We start from the raw sequence: 23,172 nt of genomic DNA on the forward strand, positions 1-23,172 counted from the left end.
TCGCGGCTTGTCAGCACTATATGCGAATTATAGGGCGCTTCCGCCAGAGCGGTCACATATTGCGAGGTCCATATGAGCGTTGCCGTCACGCCTGAAACCGCCAATCCCGAACAGATAATCGCGGAGGCCGAACGGGCGCTCGCAGATATTGCCCGCATCAAGGCAAGCGTCGGCACCGTTATCTTCGGTCAGGAAAACGTGATCGAGCGCACCCTCGTCGCCGTGCTTGCCGGTGGCCACGCGCTTCTCGTCGGCGTGCCGGGCCTTGCCAAGACCAAGCTGGTCGAAACGCTTGGAACCGTGCTTGGCCTTTCCGGCCAGCGCATCCAGTTCACCCCCGACCTGATGCCCTCCGACATCATCGGCTCGGAAGTCATGGAACAGGATGCCGACGGACGCCGCTCCTTCCGCTATCTGAAAGGCCCGATCTTCGCGCAGCTCCTGATGGCCGACGAGATCAACCGCGCCAGCCCCCGCACCCAGTCTGCGCTTTTGCAGGCGATGCAGGAATATCATGTGACGGTCGCGGGCCAGCGCTACGACCTGCCCGCACCGTTCCATGTCCTTGCAACGCAGAACCCGCTGGAACAGGAAGGCACCTATCCGCTGCCGGAAGCCCAGCTCGACCGCTTCCTGATGCAGATCGACATTCTTTACCCGGAACTCGATGCGGAACGCCGCATTCTCCTGGAAACAACCGGCGTTTCCGAGGCCAAGGCCTATGAAATCATCAACGCCGAGCGACTGATCGAAATGCAGACACTGGTGCGACGCATGCCCGTGTCGGAAAGCGTCGTTGAAGCAATCCTGAAACTCGTGCGTTCTGCGCGCCCCGACGCCGATAACGACCATGCGAAGAAACATATCGCCTGGGGTCCCGGCCCGCGCGCCAGCCAGGCGCTGATGCTCTGCGCAAGGGCGCGCGCGCTTTATGAAGGCCGTCTCGCGCCTTCGGTGGATGACGTGAAGGCGCTGGCCGAGCCCGTCCTGCAGCACCGCATGGCGCTCAACTTCGCCGCGCGCGCCGATGGCATGCATATTCGCGACGTCATCGCCAATCTGGTCAAGGCTGCTGTCTGATGGTCATCGGCGCAGAAGTTTCCACCGCAGATCGCAAGGAGACACTTGCCCGCGCCCGCGCGCGGGCAGCCGCCATCCCCGATCTGCTGGTCGAAGCGCAGCGCGTGGTCAATACAATCATGAACGGCTGGCACGGACGGCGCAAACGCGGCCCCGGCGAAAACTTCTGGCAGTTCCGCCCCTATGTGGAAGGTGAATCGCTTGCCCGCATCGACTGGCGGCGCTCTGCCCGCGACGACCACACCTATGTTCGCGACCGCGAATGGGAATCCGCGCATACCGTCTGGCTCTGGTGCGATTTTTCGCCCTCGATGCTCTATCGCTCGCAATTGGCGCCGGTTTCCAAGGAAGCGCGTTCGCTGGTGCTGACGCTTGCTCTTGCCGAACTTCTGTCGCGCTCGGGCGAACGCATTGCCTTTCCGTCGTTGATCCAGCCCTTTTCGGCGCGCAACGGAGCGGAACGCCTGGCGGCAGCGCTGATGCACGAAGCGCCAGCCGCCGCATTGCCGGATATCGGGCAGATCCGCCGCTTTTCCGAAGTCGTCCTCGTATCGGATTTCCTGCATCCGTTCGATGAATTGACCGATCTTCTCGACCGTCTGGCAAAGCGCGGCGTTCGTGCGCATCTGGTGGAAGTTGCCGATCCGGCGGAGGAAACATTCCCCTATTCCGGCCGCACCGAGTTCCGCGATCCCGAAACCGGCGCAACGCTTGTCGCCGGTCGGGCCGAAACCTATGCGGACGACTATCGCCGCCTCTACACCGCCCGGCGTGAAACCCTCATTGATTTCTGCAAGCGGCTTGGCTGGAGCTACACGGTTCACCGCACCGACAGGCCGACGGCGGAAGCGCTGGCGCGCCTGCATGGTGCGCTGAGCGCGACGGGAGCAGGCGCATGAACTTTCTGCCGCTCGCCTTCGGTTCGCCGCTGATCCTTACAGGATTGATCGCCCTGCCGATCATCTGGTGGCTATTGCGCATGACGCCGCCGCGCCCGCAGGAGGAAACCTTTCCGCCGCTCCGCATTCTGGCGCAGGTCTTCAAGCGCGAGGAAGTGCCGTCGAAAAGCCCATGGTGGATGACGCTGCTGCGGCTGCTCATCGCCGCGCTCGTCATTCTGGCACTTGCCTCGCCGGTCTGGAATCCGCGCCCGGTGGCGCTTGCCGGAAACGAGCCGCTCGCCATCGTCATCGATAATGGCTGGGCTTCCGCCGAGGATTGGCAGCAGCGGGTCAACGCCGCCGAAAAGCTCATTGCCGATGCGGAAGGCACCGGCGCACCGATCTATCTCGCAGGCACGGCGGAACCGGGCAATGCCGAAATCGGCCCCTATGACGGCAAGCGCGCCGCCGAGCGCCTGCAAGCGTTGGAGCCGCGCCCGATCCCGGTCGACCGCAAGGCCGCTATGGAGCGGCTTTCCTCCGCTTTGCCAGCCGGTGCCAAGGTCCGCCTTGCCTTCATGAGCGACGGGCTGGCTGCGATAAATGATGCGCAAACCTTTGCGGAATTGGACAAATCGGGCCATCTCGCCTCCGTTCTCTGGTATGGCGCGAGCCTCAGCCGCACCTTCGCGCTGACCGGCATCGACAACAAGGCTGACAGTCTGGAAGCCGTCGCCATCCGCCCGGAAGGCGTATCGGCGCCGCGCACGCTCACCGCCGCCGCTTACGACGACAAGGGACGCCGCATCGCCGAAGCGCCGCTTTCCTTCGCGCTTGGAAGCGCCGAAGGCATGGCGCGGTTCAACCTGCCGGTGGAGCTTCGCAACGATTTCCGCCAGATCCGTGTCGATGGCATCGAACAGGCAGGCGCGACGAGGCTGATCGATGCAGGGTCGGAACGGCGCACCGTCGGCCTTATCGCCAGCGGTGACGGCGATCTGGCGCAGCCGCTGCTTTCGCCGCTGCACTATATTTCCCGGGCGCTTTCGCCCTATGTCAATCTGATCGAACCGCGCTCCGCCGATCTCATGCAATCCGTGCCGGAAGTGCTGGATGCAAAGCCGTCGATCCTCATCATGGCCGATATCGGCACGCTGCCGCAGCCTGTCGCCGAACAGCTTTCCCGGTGGATAGAAGATGGCGGAACGCTGGTGCGCTTCGCAGGCCCGCGCCTTGCCGGCGCCAGCGACAATGATCCGCTTTTGCCGGTGAAACTGCGCAAGGGCGAACGCGCGCTTGGCGGCACGCTGTCCTGGTCGGAGCCGCAGAAATTGCGCGCTTTCCCGGACAAGGGGCCTTTTGCAGGACTGTCCGTCCCCGATGATGTGACCGTTACAAGGCAGGTTCTTGCCGAGCCTTCATTCGATCTCAACGACAAGGCTTATGCCGTTCTTCAGGACGGAACGCCACTTGTAACCGGCCAACAGCGCGGGCGCGGCAATATCGTCCTGTTCCACATTTCACCCGATGCAAGCTGGTCGAGCCTGCCGATTTCGGGTTCATTCGTGGAAATGCTGCGCCGCATCGTGTCGCTTTCACAGAGAACCGGCGCGCAGGACAATCAGGCTTCGGTCTCGCTGCCGCCCTACCAGCTTCTTTCGGCTTCCGGCGCGCTGACCCCGCCGACATCGGAGGCCAAACCGCTGATCGTCGAAAAGAACAGGCAGGCCAACGTCAGCATCAACACGCCGCCCGGCTTCTACGGCAATGAGGATGGCCTGAAAGCGCTCAACATTTTTGAAGGTACCAATATCAAGCTGCAACCGATTGCCCAGCCTGCATTTTCCGTCGGAATAACGCCCGCCTCCTACACATCAGACCAGTCGGTTTCACTGGCGGGACCGTTCTTCGCTGCCGCCGCGATGCTTCTGGCGCTCGATACGCTTTTGATGCTGTGGCTGCGCGGGGCCTTCCGCCGCCGCATGAAAGTGCGCGCCAAGGCGGCAGGCATCGCTGTTCTGCTGGCAGGTTCGCTTGCGTTCAATCTTGTTCCGTCCGGAACAGGCGAAGCTCAGGCCCAGACCCAGCCGCAACCGCAACCGCAAGTGCACGATGACAGCAAGCCGGGAGACGAAGCGATCGTCAATTCGGTCTCGCAGACGCATCTTGCCTATGTCATCACCGGCAGCGCTGAGACCGACGACGTCAGCAAGGCCGGGCTGCGCGGTTTAAGCTTCGCGCTGATGGACAAGACCGCCCTTGAACCGGGCGACCCTATCGGCGTCGATCCTGCCAAGGATGAACTGGCCTTTTATCCGCTGATCTACTGGCCTATCGACCCCAACGCGCCGATGCCAAGCCCGGAAGCAATTGCCAAGGTCGATGCCTATATGCAGCAGGGCGGCACGGTTCTTTTCGACACGCGCGACCAGTTGCAGGCAGGCGCCAGCCTCGACCCGTCCGCCTCACCGGCCAACCAGCGCCTGCGCGCCATTCTCGACGGCATGAATGTGCCGCCGCTAGAACCGGTGCCGGACGATCATGTGCTGACCAAATCCTTCTTCATCATGCCGGATTTTCCGGGCCGCTATGAAGGAAGTCCGCTCTGGGTCGAGGCCACCACGCCCAACGCTTCGCCGCAGGACCGCCCTGTTCGCACCGGTGACGGCGTGACGCCGATCATGATCACGGCCAATGATCTGGCCGGTGCATGGGCCGTGGATGAGCAGGGCAACCCGCTGCTGCCGACCGTGCCGAACGACCCGATGCAGCGCATCTATGCCATTCGCGGCGGCGTGAACATTGTCATGTATATGCTGACCGGCAACTACAAGTCCGATCAGGTGCACGTTCCCGCCCTCCTTGAACGGCTGGGGAACTAGCATGATGTTTTTTAACGAAGCCGTCAGCAGATCCGGGTTCCCTTTTCCCCTCATCCCGAGCTTGCCGAAGGATCGAAGGACGAGGGAAAAACGCACGGCGCGCCTGCCCTCGTCCTTCGAGGCTTCGCTTCGCTCCGCAGCTCAGGATGAGCGGGAGGCGTTGCGGTCCGTAAAGATGGCAACCTACGGCGTTAGGAGGCGGGCATGAATATCGAATTCGAACCTTTCCTCTCCACGCCATGGCTGATTGCGGTGCTCGTGCCGCTGGCGCTGTTGGTGCTTGCCACCATTTTCCTGCGTATGCGCGGCGGGCTGATCCGCTTTCTGGCCGCTGCCGCGCTTGCGCTCGCTCTTTTCAATCCGGTCGTCATCAATGAAGAACGCGAGCCGCTGAAAAGCGTGGTCTCGGTAGTCGTGGATCGCAGCCAGAGCCAGGAACTGGGCAGCCGCCGGGCTGACACGGATGCTGCCCTGAAAGCGGTGCAGGACCAGCTTGCCACCATGCCGCAGTTTGAGACCCGCGTGGTGGAAGCGGGCAAGCCCGGCGAAACCGAAGACGGTTATGCGACGAGGCTTTTCGGCCCACTGGCGCGTTCGCTTCTCGATGTTCCGCCTTCCCGTGTCGCGGGCGCGATCCTGATTACCGACGGTCAGGTGCACGATATTCCGGCCAACAAGAATGCGCTCGGCTTCGATGCGCCGCTGCATGGGCTTGTGACCGGCAAGCCGGACGAATTCGACCGCCGCATCCGCTTCAACAAGGCGCCGCGCTACGGCATCAGCGGCAAGCCGCTGGAAATGTCGTTCACGGTGATCGATGAAGGCAAGAGCCTCGGCAGTCCCGCGCCGGTTCAGGTCCGCGTCAATGGCGAGACCGTCAGCGAGGAAGAAGCGCGGATCGGGCAGGAAACGCCTGTCACAATCACCTTGCCGCGCGCCGGCGTAAACATTGTCGAAATCGCCACGCCAGCGCTTCCCGGTGAAGTGACAGACGCCAACAATCGCGCTGTCGCGACCGTGGACGGCGTTCGCGAAAACCTGCGCGTGCTGCTCGTCTCCGGCGAGCCGCATAATGGCGAGCGCACATGGCGCAATCTGCTGAAATCCGACGCCGCCGTCGATCTCGTCCACTTCACCATTCTGCGTCCGCCGGAAAAGCAGGACGGCACGCCGATCAACGAATTGTCGCTGATCGCTTTCCCGACGCGTGAACTCTTCGTGGACAAGGTCAACGAATTCGACCTCATCATTCTCGACCGCTACCAGCACCGCGATGTGCTGCCGCTCCTCTATTACGATTACATCGCGCAATATGTGGAAAATGGCGGTGCGCTGCTGGTCGCAGCCGGGCCGGAATATGCGGGCGAAATGTCGATTGCCCGCACGCCGCTCTATAGCGCCCTGCCCGCCATGCCGACCGGCGCGGTGACCGAAAAGGCCTTCTATCCGCGCTTGACCGATCTCGGCAAGCGCCACCCGGTCACGCGCGGCCTCGATGGCAGCGAACAGGAGCCGCCGCACTGGAGCCGCTGGTTCCGCACCATCGACATCACTGCGCCGCAGGGCGAAACGGTGATGAGCGGCGCCGACAACAAGCCGCTGCTGGTGTTGAGCCGCGTCGGAAAAGGCCGCGTCGGCATGTTCCTCTCCGATCAGGGCTGGCTCTGGGCGCGTGGCTTTGAGGGCGGTGGCCCCTATGCTTCGCTCTACCGCCGCATCGCCCACTGGCTGATGCAGGAGCCGGAGCTGGAAGAAGAGGCGCTGACCGCTTCCGGCAATGGCCGCACGCTTTCCATCCGTCGCCAGACCATGGGCGACAATCCGGGTGCAGCAAGCGTTACCACACCTTCCGGCAAGGAATTGCAGGTCAATCTGGCGCAAAGCAAGCCGGGCCTGTTCGAAGGCGCGTTGCAGACGGACGAGATCGGGATTTTCCGGGTGAAGAATGGCGATCTGGAAGCGCTGGCCCATGTGGGGCCCATCGATGCGCCGGAATTTGCCGACAGCATTTCGACGGCAGATCGCCTGAAACCGCTTGCCGAGGCGACCGGCGGCTCGGTCCATCGCGTGCATGCAAGCGGGAACAGTGCAGTCCGAGTGCCCGCGATCACCGCCATCAGCGGCAACCGCGCCGCCAGCGGCAACGACTGGATGGGCTTGCGTGAAACTTCGGATACGCAACTGAAAAGCGTCAACCGCCTGCCGCTTTTCTCCGGCTTCCTGGCGCTGTCTGCCCTGCTCATGGTCTTCGGCAGCATGTGGTATCGCGAAGGGCGGTAAACCGCCCCTCGCTTTCCCCTCTTTTTAACTGCAGCGGTTCCGGTTGAAGCCGAGCCATTTATCCCGAAACCGGTTCCCGCTTTCGGGAGACATGCTCTATTTCGCCCGGTTCGCGTGGCGCACGATGCCGCCGACGCCATTGACCGCGCCCGGCGCGAGTTCGCAGGCGAGCATCCGGCGCGGATCGACGGGTGCTGGCATGACCATCGAACCCGGCGCCACCATCTTGAAGCCGAACGGCCCGTAATAAGGCTCGTCTCCGACGAGGATGACGAGCTTGTGGCCTGCCTTTCCGGCTGCTTCCAGCGACATGCGCATAAGCCTGCCGCCGATGCCGCGCTTCTTCCATTCCGGCCTGACGGCAAGCGGTCCGAGCAAAAGCGCGGGCGTCTCGCCGATGATAACCGGCGTCTGCCGCACCGAGCCGACGACGATGCCGCCCATCAGCGCCACGAAGGAAAGGTTGAGATCGTGCGGACCGCCCTCGCGGATGAAATGCGCGGCGCGCGTAAACCGTCCCGGTCCGAAGGCTTCCGCATTAATGGCTTCAATTTCAATGTCGTGCGCCGGGCATTCCTGCGCATAGGTCAGTTCAAGCTGCTGCATGGGCTTAAGATCGCAATAGGAGAAGTCGGGGACCATCAGGTCAATGGAATGCGTTCCGTGCGTTGTGGCACGGTCCAAGTTTCATCGTCGGATGAAAAGCATTTCCATTACAGCGTTCTCCCAGGCGGCATGACGACCGCAATCTGGAAGGTGAATTACACCAAAATGGACAGAGATCAAGCCTGTTTTTTCAAAATGGCGGAAATGACTGTTCTTTTTGGCAGCGTTACGCACTGTTCACGGCTTGCGATCCTGCAAAATGGCGCTCCTCGGCCTATTCTCTTTCCAAAAGGAGAAATCTCATGGGACTTTTGGTCGATGGCAAGTGGCACGATGTCTGGTACGACACCGAAAGCACGAAAGGCCGTTTTGAACGGTCAAAATCGCAATTCCGCAACTGGGTAACCGCTGACGGCAGCCCCGGCCCAACCGGCGAAGGCGGCTTCAAGGCCGAGCCGGGCCGCTATCATCTCTATGTTTCCTACGCCTGTCCGTGGGCACATCGCACGCTGATCTTCCGCGCGCTGAAAGGCTTGGAAGATGTAATTTCCGTCTCGGTCGTGGATTATCTGATGGCGGAAGAAGGCTGGACCTTCTACGGCACGACCGGCAGCACCGGCGATGCGCTCTACGGTTCAAAGCGCCTGCATGAAATCTACACCCGCGCCGATCCGAATTATTCCGGCCGCGTCACCGTTCCGGTTCTGTGGGACAAAGAGCGCCAGACGATCGTCTCCAACGAATCGTCGGAAATCATCCGCATGCTGAACACCGCCTTCAATGCGTTCGGCGATGCCTCGCTCGACTTCTATCCAGAAGATTTGCGCGGCGAAATCGATGCGCTCAACGATTTCATCTATCCCAATATCAACAACGGGGTTTATCGCGCCGGTTTCGCCACCACGCAGGAAGCCTATGAGGAAGCGTTCGGACAGTTGTTTGCAGCGCTCGATTCGCTCGAAGACCGCCTTTCCCGCCAGCGCTATCTGACCGGTGACCGCCTGACCGAAGCCGACTGGCGGCTGTTTACGACGCTGTTGCGCTTCGATCCGGTCTATGTCGGCCATTTCAAGTGCAATCTGCGCCGAATTGCTGACTACCCGAACCTGTGGAACTACACGCGCGAGCTCTATCAGGTGCCGGGCGTCGCCTCGACGGTGAACATGGAACATATCAAGGGCCATTATTATCGCAGCCACAAGACGATCAACCCGACCGGCGTAGTGCCGCTTGGACCGGAAATCGACTTCTCTGCGCCGCATGACCGGAAACGCTCCAAAGCCTGACCGGACTGCGTTCTTCCTGCAACACTGTTTTTAGAACATCAGCACTTTCTCAAATCTCTTGCGCCCCATTGATTTCGATCAATGGGGCGTTTCGTTGCGCGGTCCAGATTGCACGCATCACTACTACCTCCCCCAAGACTTCAAGACTGACCACGACTTAAGGAGAGAGAGATGAACTGCTTCACCAGGAGACTGCTGGCCGCAACCGCGCTGGCCTTCGCCACACCGGCAGCATTTGCCGCAGACGCCATCGTCGCCCAGCCTGCATCTGAAATTCAGGCCGTGCCGGAAGCCCTGTCACCATGGCAGATCCGCGTGCGTGCACTCGGGGTCATCGCGGAAAATTCCGGCTATGTGAACGGCGTTTCGGGTTCGGATCTCGATTATTCCAAATCGATCACGCCTGAACTCGATATCACCTATTACTTCACCGACAATTTCGCCGCCGAACTCATTCTCGGCACGACCTATGCCAATATCAATGGCGCCGGTTCCATCGACGGGCTGGGCAAGATCGGCAAGGCCTGGATTCTGCCCCCCACGCTGACGCTGCAATATCACTTCACCAATTTCGGCGCCTTCAAGCCTTATGTCGGTGCGGGCGTGAACTACACCATGTTCTACAATCAGGATGCGACCGGCGTCGAATATCTGAAGGTCAAGAACACATTCGGCGGCGCGCTGCAGATCGGCTTCGACTACATGCTCAACGAACATTGGGGCGTGAACTTCGACCTCAAGAAGCTGTTCCTGGAGCCGAAATTCGATGCCACCCTGGTTGGCGGCACCGAGGTCAGCGGCAAGGCCAAGCTTAATCCGTGGCTGATCGGTACAGGCGTCACCTATCGCTTCTGATATAGCCCATGAACCGGTGAAGGCGCGACCGCGTGCCTTCACCAGAGCGGCAGCGGCTCCAGATCGCTAAGCGCTTCCTGCAACCGCCGCTTCGTCGAGGGCGTGGTTCCCTCCGGCAGATTGTCGAGCGGAAAAAAACCGCTTTCGGCGATTTCTCGATCCGGCAAGCGCGGCTCCGTCTGCTCGAATTGCCTGCACACATAGAGCGCCACATGATCGCGCGGCGACGCATGGGCGTTCTTGTAAAGCGCGAAAAGCTGGGGGGAGCCTTTCAGCACAATATTGCATTCCTCGCGCAGTTCCTTTTCCAACGTCTCCATAAATGTCTCACCGCGCTCGACGCCGCCGCCCGGCAATTGCCATCCGGGTACATAGGTATGCCTTACCAGAAAAACTGAATTCGCCTTTTCATCGAATACTATGGCCCTTACTCCTAATGTCATGGGGCGCCGCATTAAAAAATATGTATGAAATATAAAATGTCGAAAGCGCATGCCGTCTCTCCGCGAAGCAATCTACTTCGTATTAATGCATCAATGTCATCAACAAAAAGTCGCTAAACAGGTTTTGATTTTAAACATTATCCAGTAAATGGGGCATAGGCTCAGGACCTGTTAATTTGCTGGAAATGGCACCCGAAATGACAAGAGCTGCTAGGAGAGACGCGAAGAACGGGGTGGTTTCCCCGGTCAAGCGGTTCGACGCAGCAGATCGCCAGTCCTTTCGGTGTCCGAAGGATGTGGTCCATCCGCCCGGCTACTTCGTCGAAGAGGCTCGAAAATGAACCACATTTCCTTCGCATCTTCTCCTCGTATCCAAACGGATGGCCTCACACCATTTCTATCAAATTAGCAGGTCCTGAGCCTTATGTTCCGTCTTGCCCATATATCCGACATTCACCTCTCGCCATTGCCTCGGGTTCGATACCGTGAACTGGCGTCGAAGCGTATTACCGGTTACATAAACTGGCTGCGCAATCGTAAAAATGCGATGCACGGAACCGTTCTCGACAGTCTCATTTCCGACATGCAGGCGCAATTTCCCAATCACATCGCGGTGACGGGCGATCTCGTCAATCTGGCGCTCAATCTGGAAATCGACATCGCCCAAGACTGGCTCTCCAGACTGGGCAATTCGCACGATGTTTCGGTCGTTCCCGGCAATCATGACGCCTATGTGCCCGGCGCGCTCGACAAGTCCTGCCGGAAATGGGAACCGTGGATGCGCGGCGATGGCATCGACAACCACGGCAACCGCCCGCAATTCCCCTATATGCGCGTGCGCGGCCCGGTTGCGCTGATCGGTGTTTCCTCAGCGCGCGCGACGGCTCCCTTCATGGCCAGCGGTGATTTCCGTTCAGCGCAGGGCAAGCGTCTGGCGGCAATGCTGGACGAGGCCGGCGCACGCGGGCTCTTTCGCATCGTCATGATCCATCACCCGCCGATCCATGGCGCGACGCCTGCGCACAAGCGTCTTTATGGCATTCGCCGCTTCCAGAAGATCATACGAAAACATGGCGCGGAACTTGTTCTCCACGGCCATACACATCTGATCACGCATTACGAAATCGACGGTCCGAACGGCAAGGTTCCCGTCATCAGCGTGCCATCTGCGAGCCAGAATTTTGGCGGCCACAAACCCGCTGCTCGTTATAACATATTCAATATCGACAAGCGGCCTGAAGGCGGCTGGTCCTGCCTCATGGAAGAACACGGCGTTTCCGATGCCAGCGAGAAAATAACCAAGCTCAACGAGCGCGTTCTTTATTGATTTCAAAACAAAAACGGCGCCGAAGCGCCGTTCTCTGTTTTCACTTACTTGCCAATCACCCGGTTGGCCGCTGAAACAATGGCTTCCAGCGAAGCGCTGACGATATTGTCGTTGATACCCGCGCCGAACAGCTTGCCGCCCGGATGAGCCATCTCGACATAGGATATGGCCGAAGCGTCCGAACCCTGCTGTAGCGAATGTTCGGAATAATCGACGACCGACATCTTCACACCGAGATATTTGGACAGTGCATCGACGAAACCGTCGATTGGCCCCGTTCCCTTGCCCTCGATATTCTTTGTCACGCCGTTATCGGTGATTTCAGCGGTCAGAATACGGCGGCCCTTCTGCTCGGGGTCCGGGATGGTGTGATGATCGACAAACTTGATGCGGGCGCCGGGCTGCGTCACGTAAAGCTGCTGGAACTCGTCGTGAATGCGCTTCGATGGCAGTTCCTTGCCTTCTTCATCCGTAATGTTCTGGATGATCTCGCGGAACTCGACTTGCAGGTTGCGCGGCAGGTTGAGGCCGTAATCGGCTTGCAGGATATAGGCGATGCCGCCCTTCCCCGACTGCGAATTGATGCGGATGATCGCTTCGTAGGAGCGGCCCACATCCTGCGGGTCGATCGGCAGATAAGGGACTTCCCAGACCGGCGAATTGGTCGAACGGCGCGCCTTCATGCCCTTGTTGATCGCATCCTGATGCGATCCGGAGAAAGCCGTATAGACCAGTTCACCGACGTAAGGGTGACGTTCGGCAATCTTCAACTGGTTCGAATATTCATAGACTTCCTTCATCCGGTTGATGTCGGTGCAGTCCAGCTCAGGGTCCACGCCCTGCGTGTACATGTTAAGCGCCAGCGTTACGATATCGACGTTGCCGGTGCGCTCGCCATTGCCGAACAGCGTGCCTTCAACACGGTCGGCGCCCGCCATCAGGCCCAGCTCGGTTGCGGCAATTCCCGTGCCGCGATCATTATGCGGATGCAGCGAGATGATCAGGTTTTCGCGATTGTCGAGATTGCGGCACATCCATTCGATCTGGTCGGCATAGACGTTCGGCGTGTTCATCTCGACCGTCGAGGGCAGGTTGACAATGAGCTTGTTGTCCGCGGTCGGCTTCACGATCTCGGTGACCGCGTTGCAGATTTCCAGCGCCACTTCCAGTTCGGTGCCGGTGAAGCTTTCCGGCGAATACTGGAAGCGATAGCCGCCGCCCGCTTTCGCGGCCATATCCATGATCATCTTGGCGGCGTCGGTTGCGATCTGCTTGATGCCGGCCACATCCTTGGCGAAAACCACGCGGCGCTGCAATTCGCTGGTGGAATTGTAGAAATGGATGATCGGCGTTTTCGCGCCTTCCAGCGCTTCGAAAGTCCGCGTGATCAGTTCCGGGCGGCACTGCACCAGAACCTGCAAATCCACTTCGTCAGGCACATTGCCCTGTTCGATGGCCCAGCGGCAGAAGTCGAAGTCCGTCTGCGAGGCGGACGGAAAGCCGATTTCGATTTCCGGGAAACCCATATCGACCAGCAGGCGGAACATGCGCTCCTTGCGGTCGTGTCCCATCGGGTCGATCAGGGCCTGGTTGCCGTCACGCAGGTCGACCGAGCACCAGATCGGCGCCTTTTCAATGCGCCTGGACGGCCAGGTGCGGTCATCGAGCCGGGGAGCGGGAAATGGCGAATATTTGGTGCCGGCAGTGGGCATGCCCTTGCGTCCGGCGGTGCGGGTTTCGGTTTGCGACGCGGCGACAGTCTGGTTCATTTCGGTTTCCTCCCGGCTTCACACCGGCCCTCAAGCCGTCAAGCACGGTTTCCTGATGATAAATCTGATGGAAATAGTGTGTAAGGAGCTAAAGTCGGCGGGACCGTAATCGACCGCCGGACGCTCCTTCAACGAGCCCGGCGATCGCCGCTAAGGCCGAGGGTAAGAAGCGAGTTTAGAACGCAGACATTCACGCGCGCGCCGAAGGCGGCTGCCGAATGTTCCAGAAATGTTGCGCTCATCGTCGTCATGTTCAAAGCTTTTACACAGGCGGACAGATGAGCGCAAGACGATTTTGCTCACGCGAAGGGAATGGAACTGGTGCCCAGCGGCAGTTTCGCTTCCTCTTCCGGCTCGACGTGGATAACCACCCGCACGCTCTTGATCTGCTCCTGAAGCGCATCCTCGATGCGGTCACAGATCACATGGGCTTCACCCACACTCATTTCCGCCGCCACCACAAGATGAAACTCAACGAATGTCACCCGTCCGGCGATGCGCGTTTTCAGGTCGTGCACCTCGATGGCGCCGCCCGCATTGGCTGAAATGACATCGCGAATGCGCATTTCCTCGGCGGGCTCGACACCAATGTCCATCAGGCCTTGGATGGAAGAATTGATAACGCCCCACCCCTGCCAGAGAATGTTGATGGCCACCAGAATGGCGAGCAGCGGATCAAGCACGGCCCAGCCGGTCAGGACGGCACCCACAAGCCCGACCAGAACACCGGCCGAGGTGAAAACATCGGTCATGATGTGCTGGCCATCGGCTTCCAGCGCCGGAGAGCGCAGGCTGCGCCCCGTGCGGATCAGCAGCGTAGCCCACAGGCCGTTGATCACCGCCGCGCCCGTATTGATGGCAAGACCAAGCCACGGTTCGTCAAGCTGGCGCGGAGCCTGCATGGCAAACCAGGCCTCACGGAAGATCAAGAGCGCGGCAACCGTGATCAGCACGCCTTCCACGACAGCCGAAATATATTCCGCCTTGTAATGACCGAAAGGATGATTGCCGTCTGCGGGCTTGTAGCTCACGCGGATTGCCCACCATGCACCGATGGCTGCAATCACATTGACGATGGACTCCAGCGCATCCGAATAAAGTGCGACGGAACCGGTCAGCCCATAGGCCAGATATTTCAGTCCCATCACACCGAAAGCAATGGGAATAGACCAAGCGGCAAGCCGCCGAACCTTTGCACTCGCGTCCATGATGAACCTTTGATTATCTTGATCTGTCCCGAAACCGGGACGGGCCTACGCACAGCCCTTCATTCGTTCGCTAGAGCATCGGCCCGAAAACCGGAACCGCTCTAACTATTTGTTTTGCCGCCTTTTCCAACGCAAAACCGTTTCCAGCTTCTCGGGATGCGCTCCAGCACGCGGGGCGTATCCTTAACGCATCTGGCATACGCAGCAGCAATTCGCCGCTGTTCTATACCCTAGAATATCGGAATTTCGTACCCTGTTTTTGTAGTTCCCAAATTTAATTTTCTCCTGCAAATGCAAGGCATTAAACTTGCAAATGAGTTGCCGGAGCAAGCAGAGGGAAAGCATAAAAAAACCAGCCGCAGGGTGTGGCTGCGGCTGGTTCGAAATCGTAACGAAAAGCGTTCGATCAGCTATTGGTCCGGCGCGTCTTGTTCTTGCCAGCCAGATGCGTCACCACATTTTCGATCATGCGCATGCCTGCATTGTGGCCGAGCGTCATGATCGATTCCGGGTGGAACTGAACGGCGGCGACCGGCTCGTGCTTGTGCTCGAAAGCCATGATGACGCCATCTTCCGTTTCCGCCGTCACCAGAAAATCATCCGGCAGGCGTTCCGGATCGGCGAAGATCGAATGATAACGCCCGACCGTCACTTCCTTCGGCAGGCCGGAGAAAATGCGCTCCGGCTTCGAGACCCGAATACGCGACGGCTTGCCGTGCATCGGAATGCGCAACTGGCGCAGCGTGCCGCCATAGGCTTCGGCGAGCGCCTGAAGGCCAAGACAGACGCCGAAAATCGGCAGTGCGCGCTTGCGCGCCTTGTCGATGGTTGCCTTGCAATCGAAATCCTGCGGCGTGCCCGGTCCGGGCGACAGGACCACGAGATCAGGCTTGATTCTGTCGAACACCTCTTCGGCGACCGGCGAGCGCACGGTGGAAACCGTCGCGCCCGTCTGGCGGAAATAATTGGCGAGCGTGTGCACGAAGGAATCTTCGTGATCCACGAGCAGGATCGAGACCCCCTCGCCCACTTTCGCCGCGACGCGCTCCTCGGCCACCTGATTGCTCTTCTGCGCCTCACGCACAGCCGCGATCATGGCCGATGCCTTCAATTCGGTTTCGGCCTCTTCCTCTTCCGGGTTGGAATCGAACAGAAGCGTTGCACCGGCGCGGATTTCCGCCACCCCGTCCTTCACGCGGATGGTGCGCAGCGTCAGGCCGGTATTCATATCGCCATTGAAGTGCATCATGCCGATGGCGCCACCATACCATGCACGCGGGCTGCGTTCGTTTTCTTCCAGAAAGCGCATCGCCCACAGTTTTGGCGCGCCGGTAACCGTCACAGCCCATGCATGGCTGAGGAAGCCGTCAAAGGCGTCCATGCCGTCACGAAGGCGGCCCTCGATATGGTCCACCGTATGGATCAGGCGCGAATACATTTCGATCTGGCGACGGCCGATGACCCGCACCGAACCCGGCTCGCAGACGCGGCTCTTGTCGTTGCGGTCCACATCCGAGCACATGGTCAGCTCGGATTCGTCCTTCTTGGAATTGAGCAGCTTCAGAATCTGTTCTGAATCCGAAATCGCATCCTCGCCGCGCTTTATCGTGCCGGAAATCGGGCAGGTTTCGATACGCCGACCGTTGACCCGCACGAACATTTCCGGCGATGCGCCGACCAGATATTCGTTTTCACCCAGATTGATGAAGAACGAATAGGGCGACGGATTGATCGTCTTCAACCGGCGGAAAATCTCCGACGGCGGCGTGTGACAGCGCTCATAGAAGGTCTGGCCCGGAACCACTTCGAAAAGGTCGCCACGCTTGAAGCTCTCCTTGGCGCGCTCGACGAGACTGGCATATTCGCCGGGATTGTGATCGCCGCGCGCAAGCTCACGCTCTGATGGCTTGAAGGGCTGTACTGGCGTCGCGCGGGCGAGACCATGCGTGGAAGAACCGCCGCAGGCAAATTCATAACGATCCACCCAGGCCCGCGCCGCATAGTGGTCGGCCACGAAGATTTCGTCCGGAATGAACAGCACCAGATCGCGCTGGTCGTCGGGGCGCTTCAGCTTGTACTGGATCGGATCGAACTGGAACGCCAGATCGTAGCCGAAGGCACCGTAAAGACCGAGATTGGCGTCTTCCTCGGAGAAGAACAGGCCGACAATGGCACGCAGGACCGTGAAGACCGAAGGCATGCGCGAGCGCTCTTCCTCGGTGAAGGTTCCGCTCGGCTCGGCAATGGTCAGTTCGATGCGGCTTTCCCCGGCCTTGTCGACCGTTACCTCGGCAAGCGCCTTCACCGTGTCCAGGATTGGACGAAGCAGGATGACGCCGCGCGCATTCAGCGCTTCGATGCGCATGGTGCGGGCGCGCGAGGTGATGACCACCGGCGGATCGACGATAGCCGTATCCCATCGCGTATAGCGGCCCGGATATTCATAGTTTGACGAAAACACCGCGCCACGCCGTTCGTTCAGCGCGTCGATATAGGTCTCGATCGCGCCCTTATAGGCGGTGAGGTGGCGCACGCGCTCGACGACGATGCCGCCTGCCGTTTCGTGCCGGAATATCTCGCTATCCGCAATCTTCGCATTCATGATCGGCTATCCCAAATCTAGCTGTTTCCGAATATTTCCAGAACCCGGTTTCCCCGCCGGTCTTATTCAAACAGCCAAACAAAAAGGCCGCCCGGATAATCCCAGCGGCCTGTTTTCCAAACGCAAATGCACAAACGCCTGCGTGGCCGCTATTAGCGGGCCCACCACCAACCGTTGATGACGATATTGCGCGAAATGTTCATGGACGTACTGTTAGCCTTCAATCTGTCCGCTTGCAACCGGAAAATTCAACGGCCGAAATCTGCCGGACAAGCCGTCATCAGGACGACACGCTCCAGGTTTCGCAAAGAAAATCCGGACAGTTTGCGGCTGTCCGGATTTCCTCACAAACCGGGATTAACAAGACGGAAGGAATAGGACGATTCCATCCGGTCCCGTGCACCCCCTTACCCCATGCGAAAATTCACAGGTGCAATATAGCTTTTAATATGCACAGTATCTCTATCACAGGTCGCACAGAATTTGCAACCTGCGATTGTTATTTGAGCCTATGCTTACGTTTAAGCGGAATTCAACGAAACAGTTCAAAAATTTGTAGGGCCGTCCGACAAGTTTCATCTTGCGTCGGGGACCGATTTCGGATTCATTTCCGTGGCAACTCAAACACATATGCAAAAATCAAGAATAGAGCCGTCACAAAAAACGGCCATTGGGGACAACCGATGAAGAATCTCGATGCGATGGACAGGAGTATTTTGCGCGCCCTTCAGGAGAACGGGCGCCTGACCAATACCGAACTGGCTGATCGCATAAATCTCTCGCAGACAGCAACCGCCGAACGCGTCAAGCGACTGACCCGCGAAGGGTATATCCTCGGCTATTCGGCGCGGCTTTCGCCCAAGATGCTCGACCGCGCCATGCTGGTCTTCATCGAGATCAAGCTTGATCGCACCACGCCGGAAGTTTTCGAAACCTTTTCGACTTTCACCCGCAGCAATCCCGACATTCTGGAATGCCATATGGTTGCGGGCGGCTTCGATTATCTCGTCAAAGCCCGCGTTTCCGACATGGACCACTATCGTCGCTTCCTTTCGGAAGCCCTTCTTTCCCTGCCCGGCGTGCGGGAATCGCACACCTATGCGGTGATGGAGGAAGTGAAGGAAACCGCCTATATCGCCGTCTGAGCTGGCAATAAGCCCTTCGTGAAGCATCGTTGCTGTCAGCAGGCTGACAGCAACGAACTCCCAATTTTGCACTTCGATCTTGCACGCGGTCATTTACGGGTATATACCCGCAATATGTCACATCCGTGTTTCTGCATTCTTCTGCGTCAGGCTGCCCGCAAGACTTCCAGCGTCTACGACAACGCTCTTGCTCCGCTTGGCATCAATGTCGCCCAGTTCAGCACCCTGCGGAAAATCCGCCGCGCGGGCTCCATCTCGGTGACCGAACTCGCACATCTGTCGGAGCTGGACCGTTCGACCATGGGCCGCAACGTGAAGGTTCTGCAGCGCATGGGACTGATCGAGCCTACCGCCAGCGACGACCATCGCGAGACCAGCGTGACACTGACCGCAGATGGCCGCGATCTCGTGGAACGCGGCGGCCCGCTCTGGGATCAGGCGCAGGACGAAATTGAAAGCCGGCTGGGAGAGGACGGCGTGGAGCAGCTTCAAATCCTGCTCAACAGCCTTGGCTGATCAGACGCCCTTTGACTGGAAACAATGACCTGAAACCGCGTGCCCGCTAGGGAGCGAGCGGTTTCTCCATCGAAAGCATGACTGGCCCAAACCAGCATGAACCCGAAAGCGCCAAAGATGATTTCTGCCCGCCTTGCAGGCTTTCTTGCACAGAGAAACATCCATTACGGATGGATCGTCGCCGCCATCACCTTCCTGACCATGCTGGCGACCGCTGCCGCGATGGGATCGGCGGGCATCCTGATCGAACCGCTCCAGCGGGAATTCGGCTGGACGAATGCGAATATCTCCTTCGCGATGGCGCTTCGCCTCGTGCTGTTCGGCCTTATGGGACCGTTCGCGGCTGCCTTCATGAACCAGTTCGGCCTGCGCCGCGTCGTGGCGACAGCTCTCGTCATGATTTCACTCGGGCTGATCGGTTCCATTTTCATGACCGAGGAATGGCAGATGGTGGGGCTCTGGGGCATCGTGATCGGCCTTGGAACCGGCATGACGGCGCTTGTGCTCGGCGCAACCGTCGCGGCACGCTGGTTCGAAAAGCGGCGCGGCCTCGTCGTCGGCCTGATGACGGCCAGCAACGCTACCGGCCAGCTGGTGTTCATGCCGATCCTTGCCAGCGTCAGCCAGACCATCGGCTGGCGCACATCGCTCACCATCGTCATCTGTTTCCTTGTTGCCGCGCTCCTGCTGGTCCTTGCCCTGATGCGCGACCACCCCGCAGATATCGGCCTCAAGCCTTATGGCCGCACCGCTCCGCTGCCAGCACCTGAACCTCGCAAGAGCTTTGGCGCCATGCTGGCCTCCCCACTCGTCACCTTGCGTGAAGCCTCCTCGACCGCAACCTTCTGGGTCCTGTTCCTGACCTTCTTCGTCTGCGGCTTTTCCACCAATGGCCTGATCCAGACGCACTGGATCACGCTTTGCGGCGATTTCGGCATCGCACCCGTCGGCGCTGCGGGCATCCTTGCCGTCATTGGCGCATTCGACCTGATCGGCACGATCATGTCCGGCTGGCTTTCCGACCGGTTCGACAACCGCTGGCTCCTGTTCTGGTTCTATGCGCTGCGCGGCCTGTCGCTGATCTACCTGACCTTCACCGACTTCACCGTCTATGAACTGGCGTTGTTCGCGGTCTTTTACGGGCTGGACTGGGTGGCGACCGTGCCGCCAACCGTCAAGCTTGCCGCCGAACGCTTCGGCCCGGAAAAAGCCGGTCTGGTCTTCGGCTGGGTGTTCACCGGCCATCAGATCGGGGCCGCCGCAGCAGCAGCCTTCGCCGGGTTCGTGCGCACCGATTATGACAGCTACACCCCTGCCCTGATCCTCGCCGGTGCCATGTGCTTTGCCGCTGCGGCCATGGTGTTCATCATCAACCGCCCTGCCGCAAGGCCTGCCTTGCAGCCATCATGAGGCGGCAGTTTTTTTGCCCTTCCTGTTCAGCGCCAGCACGCCGAGGCTGATCAGGAAGGCGGCGAGCGTGTCGGTCCAGCCCGGCACTTCGCCAAGCAGGACAAGCGCCAGAACCAGAGTAATGACGGGGATCAGCGCCGATAGCGCTGCCCCTGCCGCCGTTCCCAGCAGGACAACGGCTCGATTGAAGGCAAAGACACCAAAGGCCGAGGTGAGAACACCCTGATAAAAACCCTGCAAGGCAATATCGCCCCAGGGTGTCGCGCCCATCCCCTTGGGCAGGAAGATCATGTAGATCGGCAGATAGACGATTGCCGAAGTGACGGCTGCGATGGCGGTCGCGTGCAGCCCGTCCATTCCCTTCCTGCGAAACACCATGACATAGATCGCCCAGACCAGTGCCGCGACGAAAAAGAACAGGTGCCCGAGCATTTCAGGCCCGCCCAGTTGCGACAGACCGGCGATCAGCATGGCCCCGATCACGATCAGCACGACCCCGGACCACCGTGACGGCGCAAGATGTTCCTTTAGGAGCACCACCCCCAGAATGGCAACCATGGCCGTCATCAGCCCCGGAATGAGCGCCGCCGCATGGGACGCCGGGGCATATTGCAGGCCGCAGGTGGTCAGCAGCGCATAGGGAACACCAGCTCCTGAAGCCAGAAGCACGAAGCCGAGCGGACCAAGCTGGCGAAGGCCGAAACCTTTCATCAGAACGACCGGCAGCAGCACCAGTCCTGCCACGCCGAAGCGCAGGGCAATGATGTCGAAAGGCGTCAAGGCGGTCTTGAACCCGAACCGCGTCAGGACAAACGAACCGGACCATACCAGAACCCCGGAGAGCCCCCAGGCCAGACCGCGTATGGTATTGGAAGTCGAAGTCGTCGGATGGTTGTCGGTGATGGCCGTCATTTTCGCTCGCATCAGGAAAAAAGGAATAGCGCCGGACTATTGCATTCCTGGCCGCGACGAGCGCCACGGATAAGCGAGATATGAGATATTAGAATTTCTTATGCCGCTTTTCTTCTGGCCTCCAGAGCCACATCGCAAAACCGATCGATCAGATGCCTGACCGGGCTGTCGGCCCGAAAGACGATATAGACGGTGCGGAACGTCGGCGGATTGAGGCGGCGCGCGCGCAATCCATGCAGGTCGGCCCCAGGCAGGCTGATTTCAGATAGCAGCGTGGTGCCGATGCCATGCCGCACCATTTCCAGCACCGTGGCGACGTCTCGCGTACGCACTTGTTCGCTGCGCGTTTCACCGTCGCCCTCGCCATGAATGATCCGGTCGATGATCATTTCGCAGCCCGCAGCCGCGATAAGCTGGCGGTTGCGCAGTTCCTCTGCGGCAACCGTATCGCTGCGCATGAAGGGATCGTCGCGTCTGCCCACCACAACCAGTTCTTCGCGGCCAACTTCGCGAGCCTCAAGCTCGGGCGTCGGCAGGGACGTAATGCCGAGATCAGCAATGCCGTCCCGCACCCACAGGCTGACATCATCATGCCCGCCCTCGAAAGCGCTGAACTCGATGCCGGGATAAAGCCGCTGAAACGTCTTTCGCAGGCCGGGCAAGATATATTGGAGCTGGCTCGGGATTGCCGCAACGCGCAGCCGTTCAGGTGTACCGGAAGCGCGGCACCGTGCTTGCAGCTCTATCCGGTCAATGGCCTGAAGCGCCGCCTTGGCATCGGCAAGGATCGATTGTCCGAATGCCGTCAGTGCAGCCCCGTCCCGCTTTCGCGCCAGCACCTCGACCCCGAGTATCTTTTCCAGTGTCGCAATCGCCTGGCTTGCGCCCGATTGCGTCAGGCGCAGGCGGCGCGCCGCAGCACCCACGCTGCCGGTTTCCGCGACAGCTTCAAGCAGACGTAACTGGACCAGACTGATCTTCATCGTTTTGGTTACGGCTCAATCTCTCATCAATGCATCGCCCCAGTCGGCGCGACGCGCCCAACGGAACAGATCTCCATCGCGCTTGGTCAGCAGGCGTTCTTCCGCCCTGCCGTCATCCTTGCACAGTTTAACCGAAACTTTGCCGCCGCCAACCCGTGTCGGCGCGACGACCCGCGCTTCCACATCCTCAACCGTCTCGCGCACCGCAGCAAGATAGATGAACTTCTCATCCTCCCAAGGCACTTCCGCTTCCTTGGTCAGGCGATGAATGCGCGAGCGGGCAACCCGGCGCGAAAAATGGCACCAATCCGGGGCGATCAGTGGGCACTCGAGCTGGTGCGGACAGGGCGCTGCAATGACCGCACCTGCGGCGATAAGTGCCCGGCGCGCATCGAGAATGCGCTGCCAGCCTGCCGGTGTGCCCGGCTCCACGATCACCAGCATCTGCCTTGCCGATGCCCACAGGCGCTCGATAAGTTTCTGCCTGTTTTCGGGGGCAAGTTCGTCGAGTACATAAGCAATCGTAACGAGATCAGCTTCAGGAAAATCAAGTTTTTCCCGAACAACATCCCCTGCCAGCCAGTCGAGATCAGACAATCCGCTATCTTGCGAAAGCGCGCTTCCCACCGCCCGGATCGCAGGACTGGCCTCGATCATGGTTGCCGATTGAAGCATGGGCCAGCATTGCTTTGCCGCCCAAAGAGCCGTTCCCGGTCCTGCCCCCACATCAAGCATGGATTGCGGCGCGAAATCGGGACAGACCTCGGCAGCGCTGTCCAGACTGGCGCGAACCGCCGCATAAGTCGCAGGCAGGCGCGCCGCCAGATAGGCTTTTGCCGCCAGATCGTCGGAAATATGCATGCGGCCGTCCCGCGTCTCGGCGCGGTAACGGCGCGAAAGCATCTCGGATGCGCGCTTCAGGTCGGCCAAGGCCACGCCCTCAAGCGCGGCATCCACCGCCTGTCGCAAGGAAGCTGGCAGTTCCAT

Annotated in this window: 18 protein-coding genes; 10 read left to right on the forward strand and 8 right to left on the reverse strand. The window is 59.8% G+C overall.

Annotated elements, in window-relative coordinates; genetic code table 11:
* Positions 1-72 precede the first annotated feature (72 nt).
* From AC0TOF_RS21075 to AC0TOF_RS21090, 4 genes are all read left to right on the forward strand, one after another.
* Complete coding sequence (locus AC0TOF_RS21075) at positions 73-1,080, forward strand: AAA family ATPase (RefSeq protein ID WP_473769680.1); 1,008 nt, start codon at positions 73-75, stop codon at positions 1,078-1,080.
* On the forward strand, positions 1,080-1,979 hold the full coding sequence (locus AC0TOF_RS21080; RefSeq protein WP_473769681.1) for a DUF58 domain-containing protein: 900 nt from the start codon (positions 1,080-1,082) through the stop codon (positions 1,977-1,979). Before AC0TOF_RS21075 ends, AC0TOF_RS21080 begins: the two co-directional genes overlap by 1 nt.
* Positions 1,976-4,843 carry a DUF4159 domain-containing protein gene (locus tag AC0TOF_RS21085; RefSeq protein ID WP_473769682.1) on the forward strand — a complete coding sequence of 956 codons (2,868 nt, stop codon included), beginning with the start codon at positions 1,976-1,978 and terminating at the stop codon, positions 4,841-4,843. Before AC0TOF_RS21080 ends, AC0TOF_RS21085 begins: the two co-directional genes overlap by 4 nt.
* A 204-nt stretch (positions 4,844-5,047) precedes the next feature.
* Positions 5,048-7,123, forward strand: coding sequence for a hypothetical protein (locus AC0TOF_RS21090; protein WP_473769683.1), 2,076 nt, complete (start codon positions 5,048-5,050; stop codon positions 7,121-7,123).
* Positions 7,124-7,219: 96 nt separating this feature from the next.
* Here AC0TOF_RS21090 and AC0TOF_RS21095 read toward each other — a convergent pair whose 3' ends face one another.
* Positions 7,220-7,729, reverse strand: coding sequence for a GNAT family N-acetyltransferase (locus AC0TOF_RS21095; protein WP_473769844.1), 510 nt, complete (start codon positions 7,727-7,729; stop codon positions 7,220-7,222).
* Between the two features lie 302 nt (positions 7,730-8,031).
* Here AC0TOF_RS21095 and AC0TOF_RS21100 point away from each other — a divergent pair, with 302 nt between their 5' ends.
* Both AC0TOF_RS21100 and AC0TOF_RS21105 read left to right on the forward strand, forming a co-directional pair.
* The gene (locus AC0TOF_RS21100; RefSeq protein ID WP_473769684.1) at positions 8,032-9,015 is read left to right on the forward strand and encodes a glutathione S-transferase family protein; all 984 of its coding nucleotides are present in this window, start codon (positions 8,032-8,034) and stop codon (positions 9,013-9,015) included.
* Positions 9,016-9,186: 171 nt separating this feature from the next.
* Positions 9,187-9,870, forward strand: a complete 684-nt coding sequence (locus AC0TOF_RS21105) for an OmpW/AlkL family protein (RefSeq protein ID WP_473769685.1) — start codon at positions 9,187-9,189, stop codon at positions 9,868-9,870.
* Positions 9,871-9,908: 38 nt separating this feature from the next.
* On the opposite strand, the gene AC0TOF_RS21110 is transcribed toward AC0TOF_RS21105, so the two are convergent.
* Positions 9,909-10,364, reverse strand: a complete 456-nt coding sequence (locus AC0TOF_RS21110) for an NUDIX domain-containing protein (protein ID WP_473769686.1) — start codon at positions 10,362-10,364, stop codon at positions 9,909-9,911.
* 373 nt (positions 10,365-10,737) lie between these two features.
* Here AC0TOF_RS21110 and AC0TOF_RS21115 point away from each other — a divergent pair, with 373 nt between their 5' ends.
* The gene (locus AC0TOF_RS21115; protein WP_473769687.1) at positions 10,738-11,640 is read left to right on the forward strand and encodes a metallophosphoesterase family protein; all 903 of its coding nucleotides are present in this window, start codon (positions 10,738-10,740) and stop codon (positions 11,638-11,640) included.
* Positions 11,641-11,684: 44 nt separating this feature from the next.
* Here AC0TOF_RS21115 and leuA read toward each other — a convergent pair whose 3' ends face one another.
* From leuA to AC0TOF_RS21130, 3 genes are all read right to left on the reverse strand, one after another.
* Positions 11,685-13,409 (reverse strand): 2-isopropylmalate synthase, encoded by a 1,725-nt coding sequence (gene leuA, locus AC0TOF_RS21120; RefSeq protein WP_473769688.1) that lies wholly within the window; start codon positions 13,407-13,409, stop codon positions 11,685-11,687.
* Between the two features lie 299 nt (positions 13,410-13,708).
* The gene (locus AC0TOF_RS21125) at positions 13,709-14,617 is read right to left on the reverse strand and encodes a cation diffusion facilitator family transporter (protein ID WP_473769689.1); all 909 of its coding nucleotides are present in this window, start codon (positions 14,615-14,617) and stop codon (positions 13,709-13,711) included.
* A 406-nt stretch (positions 14,618-15,023) separates the two neighbouring features.
* The gene (locus tag AC0TOF_RS21130) at positions 15,024-17,219 is read right to left on the reverse strand and encodes an anthranilate synthase component I (RefSeq protein ID WP_473769690.1); all 2,196 of its coding nucleotides are present in this window, start codon (positions 17,217-17,219) and stop codon (positions 15,024-15,026) included.
* A gap of 683 nt (positions 17,220-17,902) precedes the next feature.
* On the opposite strand from AC0TOF_RS21130, the gene AC0TOF_RS21135 reads away from it, so the two are divergent.
* The 3 genes from AC0TOF_RS21135 to AC0TOF_RS21145 all read left to right on the forward strand — a co-directional run bounded on the left by AC0TOF_RS21135 (position 17,903) and on the right by AC0TOF_RS21145 (position 20,290).
* Positions 17,903-18,364: an Lrp/AsnC ligand binding domain-containing protein gene (locus tag AC0TOF_RS21135; RefSeq protein WP_061345885.1), complete on the forward strand. Its 462-nt coding sequence runs from the start codon at positions 17,903-17,905 to the stop codon at positions 18,362-18,364.
* 114 nt (positions 18,365-18,478) lie between these two features.
* Positions 18,479-18,880 (forward strand): MarR family winged helix-turn-helix transcriptional regulator, encoded by a 402-nt coding sequence (locus AC0TOF_RS21140; protein ID WP_122001313.1) that lies wholly within the window; start codon positions 18,479-18,481, stop codon positions 18,878-18,880.
* A 117-nt stretch (positions 18,881-18,997) separates the two neighbouring features.
* Positions 18,998-20,290, forward strand: coding sequence for an MFS transporter (locus tag AC0TOF_RS21145; protein ID WP_473769691.1), 1,293 nt, complete (start codon positions 18,998-19,000; stop codon positions 20,288-20,290).
* Here AC0TOF_RS21145 and AC0TOF_RS21150 read toward each other — a convergent pair.
* The 3 genes from AC0TOF_RS21150 to AC0TOF_RS21160 all read right to left on the reverse strand — a co-directional run bounded on the left by AC0TOF_RS21150 (position 20,285) and on the right by AC0TOF_RS21160 (position 23,172).
* Positions 20,285-21,202 (reverse strand): DMT family transporter, encoded by a 918-nt coding sequence (locus AC0TOF_RS21150; protein WP_473769692.1) that lies wholly within the window; start codon positions 21,200-21,202, stop codon positions 20,285-20,287. The two genes, AC0TOF_RS21145 and AC0TOF_RS21150, sit on opposite strands and share 6 nt — an antisense overlap.
* Before the next feature lie 98 nt (positions 21,203-21,300).
* Entirely contained in the window at positions 21,301-22,185 is an 885-nt protein-coding gene (locus AC0TOF_RS21155; protein ID WP_473769693.1) for a LysR family transcriptional regulator, read from the reverse strand.
* A 15-nt stretch (positions 22,186-22,200) separates the two neighbouring features.
* Positions 22,201-23,172: a small ribosomal subunit Rsm22 family protein gene (locus tag AC0TOF_RS21160; RefSeq protein ID WP_473769694.1), complete on the reverse strand. Its 972-nt coding sequence runs from the start codon at positions 23,170-23,172 to the stop codon at positions 22,201-22,203.

Source organism: Ochrobactrum sp. PL_is501, from assembly GCF_055816895.1.